The sequence below is a fragment of the Actinoplanes sp. DH11 genome (genome assembly GCF_020873875.1).
Classification (GTDB): Bacteria; Actinomycetota; Actinomycetes; order Mycobacteriales; family Micromonosporaceae; genus Actinoplanes.
Window position 1 is genome coordinate 1 of record NZ_JAHWGU010000007.1, and the last position, 12,623, is coordinate 12,623.

Annotated in this window: 10 protein-coding genes; 3 read left to right on the forward strand and 7 right to left on the reverse strand. The window is 65.3% G+C overall.

Annotated features, from left to right (window positions below; all coding sequences use genetic code 11):
* Positions 1-123 precede the first annotated feature (123 nt).
* Positions 124-768, reverse strand: coding sequence for a DNA-binding response regulator (locus tag LPA41_RS11925; protein WP_229070188.1), 645 nt, complete (start codon positions 766-768; stop codon positions 124-126).
* A gap of 818 nt (positions 769-1,586) precedes the next feature.
* On the opposite strand from LPA41_RS11925, the gene xerC reads away from it, so the two are divergent.
* Positions 1,587-2,729 carry a tyrosine recombinase XerC gene (gene xerC, locus LPA41_RS11930; RefSeq protein ID WP_229070189.1) on the forward strand — a complete coding sequence of 381 codons (1,143 nt, stop codon included), beginning with the start codon at positions 1,587-1,589 and terminating at the stop codon, positions 2,727-2,729.
* A 559-nt stretch (positions 2,730-3,288) separates the two neighbouring features.
* On the opposite strand, the gene LPA41_RS11935 is transcribed toward xerC, so the two are convergent.
* Positions 3,289-4,377: a site-specific integrase gene (locus LPA41_RS11935; RefSeq protein ID WP_229070190.1), complete on the reverse strand. Its 1,089-nt coding sequence runs from the start codon at positions 4,375-4,377 to the stop codon at positions 3,289-3,291.
* Positions 4,378-4,620: 243 nt separating this feature from the next.
* Between LPA41_RS11935 and LPA41_RS11940 the strand changes: the two genes are divergently transcribed.
* Positions 4,621-5,214 (forward strand): HIRAN domain-containing protein, encoded by a 594-nt coding sequence (locus tag LPA41_RS11940; RefSeq protein ID WP_229070191.1) that lies wholly within the window; start codon positions 4,621-4,623, stop codon positions 5,212-5,214.
* Between the two features lie 219 nt (positions 5,215-5,433).
* Here the strand turns inward: LPA41_RS11940 and LPA41_RS11945 are convergent, their stop codons facing one another.
* From LPA41_RS11945 to LPA41_RS11960, 4 genes are read right to left on the reverse strand one after another with little or no spacing between them, the layout of a single operon-like run.
* Positions 5,434-8,379 (reverse strand): helicase HerA domain-containing protein, encoded by a 2,946-nt coding sequence (locus LPA41_RS11945; protein ID WP_229070192.1) that lies wholly within the window; start codon positions 8,377-8,379, stop codon positions 5,434-5,436.
* Entirely contained in the window at positions 8,376-8,990 is a 615-nt protein-coding gene (locus LPA41_RS11950) for a hypothetical protein (protein ID WP_229070193.1), read from the reverse strand. Before LPA41_RS11950 ends, LPA41_RS11945 begins: the two co-directional genes overlap by 4 nt.
* Positions 8,991-9,014: 24 nt before the next feature.
* Positions 9,015-9,965, reverse strand: coding sequence for a hypothetical protein (locus LPA41_RS11955; RefSeq protein ID WP_229070194.1), 951 nt, complete (start codon positions 9,963-9,965; stop codon positions 9,015-9,017).
* On the reverse strand, positions 9,949-11,238 hold the full coding sequence (locus LPA41_RS11960) for a DUF3696 domain-containing protein (protein ID WP_229070195.1): 1,290 nt from the start codon (positions 11,236-11,238) through the stop codon (positions 9,949-9,951). The genes LPA41_RS11955 and LPA41_RS11960 overlap by 17 nt, the downstream gene beginning before the upstream one ends.
* A gap of 556 nt (positions 11,239-11,794) precedes the next feature.
* Here LPA41_RS11960 and LPA41_RS11965 point away from each other — a divergent pair.
* A complete protein-coding gene (locus LPA41_RS11965; RefSeq protein WP_229070196.1) occupies positions 11,795-12,139 on the forward strand; it encodes a hypothetical protein in 345 nt (114 codons plus the stop codon).
* A 58-nt stretch (positions 12,140-12,197) separates the two neighbouring features.
* Here the strand turns inward: LPA41_RS11965 and LPA41_RS11970 are convergent, their stop codons facing one another.
* Positions 12,198-12,620 carry a Mov34/MPN/PAD-1 family protein gene (locus LPA41_RS11970; RefSeq protein WP_229070197.1) on the reverse strand — a complete coding sequence of 141 codons (423 nt, stop codon included), beginning with the start codon at positions 12,618-12,620 and terminating at the stop codon, positions 12,198-12,200.
* Positions 12,621-12,623: the final 3 nt, after the last annotated feature.

Genomic DNA, 12,623 nt, shown 5'->3' on the forward strand with positions numbered 1-12,623 from the left:
CTACGCTGTGGCTCTCGGCCACCGCAAGGTCTGATGTTGTGTCCACAACGCACAGACGATCATGCGGTGGCCGTCCTCGTTCCCGCGGGATCCGAGGTCACCTCACGAACGGCGGCTGCCGTACTAGATCGCGCTGACTGGATCGTGTCCGCTAGATGTGCCCTCGAACCAGCCCTCCTCCTGCGCGACCATGATTGCCTCCAGGCGGGTACGGACTCCGAGCTGCTGGTACAGCGTTTGAAGCAACCGGTACATCGCCCGCTCGGAGTATCCGGCCTCGGAGGCTAGACGGACTACAGTCCAACCGGCGGAGAGTCGGCGTAGCCAGGAAATCTGTCGGTCCGAAGGGGCGGAGCGGCGCGGTGGCCGGTCGCCTCGGCCGCCCACTAACAGATCGGCCACGACGGCCGGCATGATCGCCTCGCCGTTGAGAGTCGCGGACACTGCGCGTTGCAGAACCGGCACTGTCGCGGCACGCGCCACCACCGAACGCGCGCCAGCGCGTACCGCTTGCACTCCCGTCGAGGGTAATTCCTCGGATGGCAGTGCGATTACAAGCGGCCGCGGCCTTATCCGGCAAAGCAAGGTAAGAAGATCTAAATCTTCAGCCGAATGCAGCGTGAGCAGAATCATCCCGTCCGGACGGATGTTCACCCATTCGATCGCGTCAGTCGGCTGCTCAACCATCAGGCCGATGCCCGACAGTATCGCCGCAACCCCGTGCCGGTACGCCGGCAGGGGGTCCAGGACCGCGACATGAACGGTCACTGTTACCCCGCACCTCCCTTGGAGTTGCACCGCAGACGATCAGACGGCAGCCGATAGCGTAGGGCGAGGCATGAACCTGCCATTCGACGGTCACGAATGCGCACTATCAGTCATGGACCCGCGACTCTGAGTTTTCTAGCGTCGAACCATCGACGGAGCCAGGAGGTCTCGCGTGGTCTACTCCGACAGATCCGGACGACGTATTCGACGATCAGTGCGGCGCCGCCCGCAACCGGATCCTGGCAATGACGAAGACCCTAAAGTCCGATACATCCGTCAAGTTGCCGCCGAGTTCCCGAGGTACACGCCAGAAGAGGTATACGCCGAGATCCATTATGGTCGTAACCGCCACGACATCCCCAAAGCACTTGTTCGACAGGTGTTGGGCAGGAACCGCACACGTTCGATTTGGCCATTCCGGCGCTGAACAGACAGGCCAATTGTTGGCGTCTACCGGCCATGTCAGCCAACAATCTGCAGGACGATGGTGGGGGCGCCGATCCTGGAACACGGCGATCGGCCAGGGAGCCCGATGATCACTTGTCGGCTCGACTTCACGTCGCACCCTTCCAATCAACGGCGTAGGCGACAAACCGCATGCTCAGCAGGCATCGGTCGACCACGCAGCCGCGCCGTTACGAGCATTCGCGCGGCCCACCTGCCGAGGTGATATGGCATTGGAGGTCCACCTCCCTTGATGGAGCGACAAGTATCAGCGTCACACGCTGGGATGACATACAGGGCTGTCGCGATGTTGTCGCAACCGAACGGGCACCGGTAGAGGTGACAGAAGCTCACCTCTACTTCAGGAGGACGTCATGCGACAGAATCCGAACCGGGGCCGGGTCTACCGCTGCTGCGCCTGCCGCGACAGTTCCGACAAGCTGTTCGGCCCCCGCTGCCCGAAGCTTTCCAAGGCCCGGCACGGCGGCTGGGGTTTCGCCGTCGACCTGCCCAGCCTGGACAAACGCCGCACCATGCGCCGTACCGGCTTCGCCACCAAGGCAGCAGCCTCGCAAGCCCGCGCCCACGTGCTCGAGTGCGAACGCGCCGGCGTAAGCCTCGACGACAGCGAAACAGTGGCCGACTACCTCACCCGCTGGCTCGAGACCAAGTCCCCGACCCTCAAACCGAACACCATCAACCGCTACACCGCCTACCTCCACAACGACCTCATCCCCGCGTTCGGCGCCATAGCCCTGGAACGGCTCACCCACGAACACGTCGCCCAATTCATCGCCCGCGAACTCACCGCCGGCCGCGGCCCGGTCACCCTGCGCCGCTGCATCACGGCCCTGTCGAGCGCGCTCAACGACGCCCGCCGCAACCACCGGCTCCCCCACAACGCCGCCCGCTTCGCCAAGATCCCCCGACCGCCGCGGCCCGAGCTCACCTGCTGGAGCACCAACCAGGCCAGTGCGTTCCTGCGGCAGTGCCGCACCGTCGACGACCCGCTGGCGGATCTGTTCGAGCTGATGATCTGCACCGGGATGCGCAAAGGCGAGACCCTCGGCCTGCACTGGGCCGATGTGGACCTGGAGGCGCGGGCGCTGTTCGTGCGATGGACGCTGGTCAGCGTCGACAACAGCCGCAGCATGTTCAACGCGCCCAAGACCAAGGGCAGTCAGGCCTGGGTCGCGTTGTCCGACCGGGCCTTCGCGGCACTGCAACGGCAACGCCGCCGCCAGCGCCGCCAGCAACTCGCTGCCCGCGACTACGACGACCTCGACCTGGTGTTCGCCCGGCCCGACGGGCAACCCCTACGCCCGCAGTACGTGCTCGACCATCTGCGCCGGCTCACCGCCGACGCCGGGCTGCCGGCCGTCCGGGTGCACGACCTGCGGCACAAGAACGTGGCCACCACGGTGGATCTGTACGGCCATCTCACCCGGGACGCCGCCGACGACGGAGTGAATGCCACCTGCGCGGCCCTGGACGCCGCCGACGCCCGCGCGGCCTGAGCCGGTGTAAGATCCGTGCAGGTCTGCGACAGCGAGGCGACAACATTGCCCTCGAATGATCGCAGGGGATATGCCACTATCGGCATATCCCCTGGTCAGATCGGTCGGGCTGACAGGATTTGAACCTGCGACCCCTTGACCCCCAGGAAAGGCCCAGCGACGTGCTCGATAACGTTTTCCCAGGTCGCCGATAAGCATACCAGGGCGAGTTAAGGTGTCGCCACCAGAAGCCCCTACTGGGCTCCACACCAGCTAGCCTACCTGCGGTTATGCAGAGAAGCTTCACTGAGCGGCGATTTCTTACGGATTTACGGTGCGCCCCGATGCCCTGCTGTCATCTGGTTCGGGCCGCCGAGCGGCGTGCTAAATAGTTGACCACTAGACCCCTTTACTCGGCCTCGCCCTTCCACGGCAGATCCCCTCCCTCTCTCGACTCGGAATGCACCGGCGGGCAACGATCCTACTTATCAAAGAGTTGCTTCCGGGCCGCACCCTCGATTTCCGTACACGCCGTGAATATCTCGCCATACGAAAACCGATGGCACCGTGTCGCATTCGTTCAGGCGGCGAGGAGTGGGGGCGGTGGTGCCACCAGATCGGCGATCTCATGGGCGGCTTGCACGCGTCGGGTCGCGTTGACGCGGGTGTAGTAGCGCATGAGGGTCGCGGCGTCGTGGCCGAGTCGTTCGGCGACCTCGTGGATGCCGTACCCGGCGTCGAGCAGGTTCGACGCGATCAGATGCCGGACCTGGTGCGGCCCGAGTGGGCGGACGCCGGCGGCGACGGCGAGGTCGTTGAACCGGTCGGTGAGGTTGTCCGGCCGCATCGGCTCACGGGTCCGGCCGGTGAACAGGTACCGCGACGTCGGCCCCGCCGCCCATTCGGCGAGCCGCTCGCTGGTGACCGGGTCCAGCCTCAACGCACGCAGGCCGTTGTGCGATTTCGGTGGCTTCACCCGCAGCCGGCTGCCCGGATCCTCGACCACGATCTGCCTGCGCACGGTCAGCGTCCCGCGCTCCAGCTCGAGATCACCACACCGCAACCCGCAGAGTTCGCCGCGGCGTAGGCCGGTCACGAGCAGCAGCCGCCACATCGGGTACAACCGGTCCTCGCTGACGTAGGCGGAGAACCGGCGCGCTTCGGCGAGCGTCCACACCCGCCGCTCCTCGTCGCTTTCGCGGGGCTTGCGCACGTTGAGGTTGCGGCCGGTCTGCTCGACGAACGCCTTCACCAGCACCGGGTTCAGCGTCCGCAAGGTGGTCCGAGAGTAGCCGGCAGTCTCCAGGTCACGGTAGGCACGCTCGACCATCCGGGCACTCAGCCGCGAGGCCCGCACACCACCGACGTGCGGGTAGATCAGGCCCAGCAGCCACCGGTAGTTGTAGACGGTATTGGGCTCGAGCTCCTGCTCCCGGGCCAGCACCCAACCGTCACAGATACTTTGCACCGTGTCGGTCAGTCGCGGCACCGGATGGCGGGCGTCCCGCTGCCGGCACAACCGGCGATACTCGGTCAACGCCAACTTCTCGGTAGCGAACCCGTTCCTGCGGACCTGCATCCGGGTCCCGTCACGACCCCGGCCCATCTCCAGCCGGAACCCGTACAGCCCCGTCACCTGGTCTTGAACGATCGCATCGGTATCGGACATGATCCGCACCTCGGCTCTCGGTAAGGGCCCTCCAGATCAGAGAAGCCTTCACCTTGCACAACGAGACGATCAACGCACGGCAACCGACGAGCGTCGATATCACTCGATCGGGTTGGACAGCAGAGTAGGGGTCTTCCCCTGGAGCCCGACCCTCATCACTGGCAGTCTGTGCCGATGGGTCTCATCGACAGGCTCCTCGGACGAGGCGCTCCCTAAACCGGTACCGCGACCACCACGAAGACGGTGCGCCCCATTCCCGAAGCCATCGCGGCTCCGGCAGCTGACGGCGATGTATCGACAGAAGGCTGGTACGTACCGCGCGACGGTGACGCCGACCGGTTCGTCAGCCCCGACAGCCTGCCACCGCTGCGGCTTATCCGATACCGGGACACCGGGAGCGAGTACGTTATGCGGCTGTGCAAGAACGCCACGGGGCTGCTCGTCGGCCCATCAGACCGTCGACTCCCACGGGCAGGCATCTACATTTCACAGCTCCGGGGCGAGGCATACCACCAAGAAGCCTGCCGCGCAGGCAACTTCCACCCCGGTGAGCCGGTACGCCTCATCCGGGAGCCGGACAACACGCACGACCCCAAAGCGGTAGCGGTGTACGACGCGACCGAACCTCACCTCGCCGCATACGTCAACGAGCAGAAAGCCCGCACGCTCACGAAACTCCTCGACGCCGGCACATCGATCGAGGCGATCTCCATACGCGGCACGCGCGCCAACATCGCCTGCGACCAGGTCGCTATCCTCGACGCCCTACCAGCAGCCTTACAACACTTACTTAGCGCGCGGCCGCCAGGAGCAGCGACGCCGGTATTCCCTGCATAATTCGTAGGCCAGGGAGGTGTGATCTCGGATCTCGGCGAGCCGAGAAAGTCTCGGAGCCGCAGGACTGATCAGCGACGGGCGCGGGCAAGCACCTCCTCTGCGCTCAGCGCGCTCGGCGGATGGTGACTGAGACTCATCGGTACGGAGATCCTGCGGAATGCGGCGTTCTCATCGGACAGGTAGAAGGCTCCGGGCGCCAGGCCGGACACGTCAATCGGCTCACTGGAACGGCCTTGGGGCGAGCTGTCGCACCGCGGCGATTTGCGCCGTTGCCTTGATCAGACCGTAGAACTGGGTTGCCGCGTTGCCGACGATCCGGTTGTGAATTCCCCGTGGCGCTTGGGTGGCGAAGACCAGCCCAAGGCCGTACTTGCGCGCCTGACTAGCAAGCGCGAGGGTGCTCTCGGTGGCCGCCGTGGTGGCTCCGGAGGGCGCGATCGTTTGTGCCTCATCCATCACCAGCAGCCCGCTGAGTGGACGGCCGTTCGCCGGATGAGCCTTGATCCAGGTCAATAATCCCATCTGAAGCTGATTCACGAAACTCTGCCGTTGTTCCTCGGTGCTTAGGCCAATCAGACTGATAACCGAAATCCGGGCACGGCGGCCGGGTGACGCGGTCAGAAGCACGCCCGGGTCGAGCGGTGTGCCCGCCCCGCCGAAGAGCGGATCGTTGATTCGAGCGGCAGTGAGCGTCTGCGCCATGTCGCCGGCGATGTCGACCGAACGGTCCAGCGAGGCCACGTCGTCGGGCAGATCAGCCAGCATGTCGATGAATTCGGCCAGCGAGCCACCGCCGCAGTGTGCGAAATACGATAGCGCCTCGCGCAGAATGGCCCGTCCGCGGTCAGTGCGGGGGGTGTTACCGGTGAGTCGCGCTCTGGGCGCCAGGGCGGCGACTGCTATGTCGAGGCCGATGGCGAAGTCGTCCGGATCGTCGAGGACCGTGGTTAGGTCGGGCAGTGGCTGCAGGACGAGTGGCCGACCCGCCTGGCGGCGCGGTGTCCACACGACGACTTCGGTGTGATTCAGATACGCCGAGGCAAGCTTGGCGTCACCTGGCCCCCACCCCACGGGCGGCTGCGGCCACGGGTCGCCAAGCCGGGCGAGGTCGTTGTTCGGATCAAGAACAATGCTCGATACGCCCCGTAGGGCACACTGCTCGATCAGCCGCCGAAGCAGCACCGTCTTGCCCGATCCCGAACCGGCGAAGATCGCAACGTGCTTGCGCAGCGACTCCAGACTCACGCTTACCGGTGATCCGTCTTCCGCGATGCCCAGAGGTACGGCGCTGCCTTCGAGGGTCGGCTCGTCGCCGGGCGGGTCTGGGCCATCCTGTGGCCGTGGGCCGCCGCGATCGACCGGCGCCTCGCCCAGGATCTGGCCCATAAGCGTCGTGCCGCCGACCGGGCGCCGCGCCATGAGCCAAGCCGTCAGTGCGCTGCTGGGAGTCTCGAGCATGACCCGTAAGGCCGCGAATATGGTGAGCTCTTCGCGAGACGGCGTGATGATCCGGCCACCCGCAGCCTCGAATCCCTGCCAAGCCTGTGTCGTGACTGGGCCGGTCGACCAGCGCCTGTTAGCCGGGCGGAGGATGACAGCGGACCGCTTCGCCACCCGAGGGTCTAGAGCGGCGGCCTGCTTCAGGCGTTCAATCCGGGCGATCACCGCACGGTGGTGCTCCTTCGCGATGCTCCGGATAGACCAGTGTTCCTGGTCGTCGGTATCGGCGTCGAGGAAGTGCCGCAGCATCGCGTGGAAGACGGGGGTGTTGCCAGCACCGGACTGGACTACGTATTCGTTCTGGGTGCCCGTTTCGAACACCCAGGCCTGCAGACCCGCTGTTAGCAGGGGCGGCATCTCGACGTCTTCGGTGTCGGGAGAAAGTGCGGACTCAACCGACAACTCACTGACTAACACCGCCAAGCGCTCGTCGAAAGCACTCATCTCGGAATTAGATATCGGAGCCGCCACGGTCCGAGCATCCTCGGTGACGTCCCGCAGGTCGGCCACGGGAAGGATGGCACCGGCTCGCAGACAGGCCCGGATGTACCAGTCGACCCTTTGCAACAGCATCCGTGGGGTGAGATCCGGCGCGCCGACGAAGGCCGTCTTTGGCACCGGCCAGGTGGCATGGTCGGGGCTGAAGCCAGTGCGCGTGTAGACCGCCTCGAGACGGCGTGCGACCAGACGTCGGGCGACGTCGGCGGTGGGCAGCCTGTCGAGTTGGATTTCACGCCGGAATCTATCGGGCACCGAGCCCACGGCATTCTCTTGAATTAGATCCCAAGAGCGGCCCAGGCAAGCGACAAGCAGGACGGTACGTCGCAACACCTGCCGGACATCCATCAGCCCGGAGCCCAGCGAGTCGGCCAGCGACGTCAGCACGGTGTCGTCGCCGGCGGACAGGCGGGACTGCGCAAAAATTGTGTCAATCTGATCGAAAGCGAGGACTGCCGGACCGGTTAGCGCGAGAACCTGAGACATCAGTTCCGCGGTCTCGCGCGGTTCCACGGTTCGGACCGGTAGTCGCCAGGTCTTCCAATCCTCGGTGGCGTCGTCGAGGCGAGACCGCAGGTATCCCTCACCGATGTCGCGCAGGTCGGCGTCGTCGGATGCCAACATCGTCATTGCCCGCAGAACGGTCGCGAGGGCTCGGCCTGATCCGGGCAGCAGTCTCCGGACGGCCTGCTCGAACTTGTTTACCGCCAGTGGGGTGAGCGGGATTCGGCCGGTCGCCCGGTTGCGGGTCTCCACGTCGATGCCGGCCAGGTCGGCCAGGCGGTCCAGCATCAGACGCAGCTGGGTGGCAGATCCGGGCTCGTTGCTGCGAGTCAGGTCCTGGATGAACGTGTGCACGATGTCCGGCCAGAACTCCCGGTCACGCGTCAGGCCGGCGAGCAAAAAGTATCCGCCCTGCTCTTGGACATGCTGGCGGGTCCAGGACAATAGATGGGTCTTTCCGGAGCCGGGTTCCCCCTCGACGACTATGCCCAGAGGGTTCTCCTCGTTCACCTTGCCAGCCTCGCGGAAAGCGCCGCTGATGAGCCGGTACACGTGCTCGTTGAGTCCGTGGACATGCGCCTCGGGTGGTTGCCACACGCGGGCTGGCGTCGGGGCCCAGTTGAAGGAGACCGCTTCCAGCGCGTGCCGCTCGTCAGCCCTCATCGGACGTGCACCCGCAGCAGGTGCATCGGTCGGCCGGCCAGGTCAACCGCTGCATGCCGCGCCGCGGCCGTCAATCCGCCGCGGTCGGGATCGGGCTCGAGGTGGATCTCCCTGCGCCCGTCCATCTCGAGGAGTGTGGAATCGACCTCCTCGCGGTCGGCATCGAGGTGTTCGCGGAGCTTCTCGAGTCCGACAGGCCCACCCGGCCGGTTCACCAACTGCTCATACACGGCGAGGATCCGTTCCGACAGGGGAGGCGGCGCGATGCCCAAGAAGGACCGGAGCCGGGGTAGTGAGTCAGGTAATGTCGGGGCGAGAAGCTGCCACGTGACGAATAACAGGCGGTCGGCCGGTTTGGTGCCTTCGGGTGGCGCCGCTGTCAGCTCCGAACGGCACTGCCGCAGACCAGCATCGGTCAGTTGGTGGACGAAGGCGTTATGAGCCCCGCGACTGCACGTGATCAGTTCCCGATTCTCCAGCTCGCCGCGCTCCGCCGACTCGATCTTGAAACCGAACTGGTCGTGCACAAGGCGGTTGGTGGTGGCATCGGGGTGAAGCACAAGGGCGACCAGCGCGCGGCGTGCGCGGGCGGACAGCGGCTTGTTCGGCATGACGAAGTCCCTTCCGAGGATGGGTCAGACGAGTCGGTCGATGGCTTCCAGGAGAGCCCGCAGGTCGGCAGCGGCGCCCCTGTCAACCGCCTCGAAGTCCGCCGCCGCCAGCTCGCTGCGCAGATCCGAGAGCCTGACGAGGACGTTGCGGCCGAACCCGTCACGCAGGACTTCCAACACCGCCTCGTCCAGGTCTGCAAACACGTCGCGCTGAGCTGGTGGCACGCCCTCGCGAAAACCGTGCTTCATGTCGTAGACGGCGCGCTGATGGGGGCGGAGCTGGTGGAGAGCATGCAGCGTCCGTGCGGCAGCCGCACGACTGACACATTTACGCAGCACCGCATCGGGGACGTAGTTCTCTGCCTCCCGCCAAGCCAACAGGTGCACATGCGCGCCATACCCGGCGAGCTTCTCCACCTTGTCGGCGTTGCCGGGGGCGTCCATCGTCAGCCGGTCGCTGTCCAGAAACGCCACGACCCGAATCAGTCTTAGGAAACGCCTAACCGCCGCAGCCGCGACATCCGGCATGCGGCCCGTACCGCCGCTGTGCACTACTTCAAACCATCCCTCGCGGTACGCCTGACGCAGCCGCTCCGGACCGAAGACCTCGATCAGGGTCCCGAGGAAACGATCGCCATCGGAGGGCAGGTCCTCTACGACCACGACGGCCGACTGGCTCAGATCGGCGGCGAGATCCACCAGGTTGTCGGTGTCCACCACGATCGACACATGCTGGTCGTTACCGGTCCACGCCGCCTCACGCTTCGAAGCCAGCCGCGCCATCGCCGCATAGCTCTCCGCCAGGGAGGGGAAATGCGATGGCAAGAAGGCAGCGAAGTCATCGACGTCAAAAGGATCGATGACCCAGTCGTGGCGGCCGACGTCGAAAGTCTCGAGCAGCCGAAATACCGCCTGAACCTCCGGCTTACGGATGTCGTGCGCGCGGAAGACTTCAGGATCAATCTCTACCCGCATCGTCTGCCCTCCTTTCCCGCTGCGCCCGCACAAGGGCTCGCGTCTCGTCGTAGTCCTCGGTGAACACGCCTTCGGGCCAGTAGTCGACGTTGCCGTCAGCATCGACGTGGATCTGCCGGACGACCGAGCTACCGTCCGCGCGATCAACGAAGTAGACCGCCACGGTCGTCGGATCCGCACCGAATCTGCCCTCAGCGATCCGTCGGCGCAGCCGCAGGAGGAAGGTTTCGCTGTGCGTCTCGATCAGAAACCGGGTCGAGGTGTCCCGGACGGCCGCCATGTACATGTCGGCGAGCATTGCGTGCGCGGCGGGATGCAGGTGGAGCTCGGGCTGTTCGACGATCTCCAGCACCGGACGCTGCCCCGGTCGCACCCGGTCGATCGCGCGCTGCACGAAGATTGGCAACATCTGGGCGACGCCGGTGCCAGTGTCGGCCAGGTTGACCCGAACCGACGGGTCGGTCGTGGAGGTGAGCACGATTGCCCACGTACCGAGCCGGTCCACGGCGTCGACCCGCCATCCCGGCAGGTGTCCGGCCAGTGCTTCGTTCACCTGACGGATCAGTCGTCCACTGTCCCAGGCCCGGTCACCGGCCAAGATTGAGGCGGCGTACTCGCCGGTGGCGCCGACCTCGGTCCGAGTCCGGCCCGGAAGGCGATAACGGCGGTGCGGACGGTCACGGAAGGGGCCTAGATAGCGAATGACCGGGTAATTCCCACGGAGACGCCGACCCACATCCATCAGGGCTTTACCCGCATCCGGCGCGTTGATGAGGAGGTGCGGAAGCAGTCCGTGGAACTCCACGGCCGACTGCAGAATCTGCTCGTCGAGTTGTACCTGGTAAACCGGGAAGCGGCCGGTCTCCGGAATGCCGGAGATCCGTTCCAGCCGGCCCCGGGACGTCCCGGCATCGAACAGCTCCAGCGACTCGACGACCTCGCGATGCTGCTGCGGTAGGTGGCGGACGGTAGCCACCAGCCGAACCAGTCCATTCGCCTGAACCGCGACATCAACGCCGATATGAGGATCACCGACCGGCCCACCGTGGATCAGATCTGCGAAAGACTCGAGCAGATCCTCATTGATCATGTCGATGTCCACCGGTTCCTGCGAATCCGTGCTGATACCCCCGGCAAGGATGACGGGAGCACGCACGAGGGCGCTCTTGCCTGCGTTGTTGCGACCGAGGACCACGGTGATCGGCCGCAGTTCGATGGACTGCCTGCTGGCGAAGCCCCGATAGTTGGTCAGAGCCATTCGCGCCAGAACCATGCCGGACAGGCTAATCAGTAATCGACTAGTTCCTCTACGTAGTCATGAAAACCTCGGATGATCCAGCGAACAAGACAAACTGTACGTATCACCCGTACATGACCTAGGTCGATCATCGTCAACAGCAGCACTGATCCACCGCCAGCGCCGCAGATCGGGAGCCCTCGACTGTCGACCACTGGTCGATTAAAGCCCCACGAGCGGGCGCAAACTTCGGTAGAGGTCACCGCCGCAGTCATCGACACGTGGACGCACTCCTCACAGCGGGACAGGCCCTATGCACCCAACACCAACCCGCCGGTTGACACACGGCACTCCCACCGAAGGGCGCTCCACTCCAACTGCGCGAACGGTGCGTTTACCCGCTAGAATCGGCCGGTTTCACCCAGTTACACCCAGCGAACGCTGAAGCTCCTCTTTGGCACGGCGGCTCACTGCGCGCATCCCGGGTGTGCGAGCCCGATCCTCTTCGAGGACCGAGGCCTGCTGACCCCGGCGGTGCAAATCGCGCACATCCGGTCCGAGTCGTCCGAGGGGCCGCGCCACGACCCGGCATATGCCGACGACGGAGCTCGCGGCGATCGAGCGGCGGCTCAACGGCATTCCGCCGGTCGCCCCGGATGCTGTGCTTCGAGGCCCGATTGCCCACTTGGGCGAGACCGAACGGCTCCAGCAGGCGGAAGAGCGACTGGCTGAGTCTCCCCTCGAGGCGGCCGCCTTGTTCGGCGAGGTCGCCTCCAAGCTCGAAGCCTCGCCGTTCGCCCGGCACGCGATGCTCCTTCGGACCTGCCAGTGTGCCGCCCTCGAATCCGGAGGAGACTTCGCGACCGCCGCCGCGCTACGCCTCACCCTGGGATGGGACCTCCACGCCTCCGGAAACTCACTCGGCGTGGCTAAGTAGGGTCCTGTGTTGCGGACGCCCAATGAATCATCGAAGTCCCTTCGACCTCGCTCGAGCCTCAGATGGACTCGGCGGAAACAGTTTGGGGCCGTCCGTGACGAGCCGCATGAATGTCGATGATGCCGTCGCGGCGGTGCACGATGAGCACCAGCGGTTGTGCATAGGCCAGTGAGGCGATGCGTATGGACTGGCGGTCCTGCTGGCTTGCGTCACACGCCGCTGGATGGCTGTGCCAGTCTCCGATGTAACCCAGCCAGGGGTGGCCGAACTTGGCTACGGCCTGATCGAGAGCCCGCTGGGCGAGGCCTTCATGCCGTATCCATGATGTGCCGGTGGCAGCCGGATCTACGACCTCGATGGCGGCGCGTACCACGACCATGTCGTTGTCCCACCAGCCGAGGAGTAACCCGCCCGCTTCCAAGGGGAAGGCACGTGCGGCTGCGGTCTTGATCGTCTGCCGCGCATCGGAGTGGATCAGCACTCG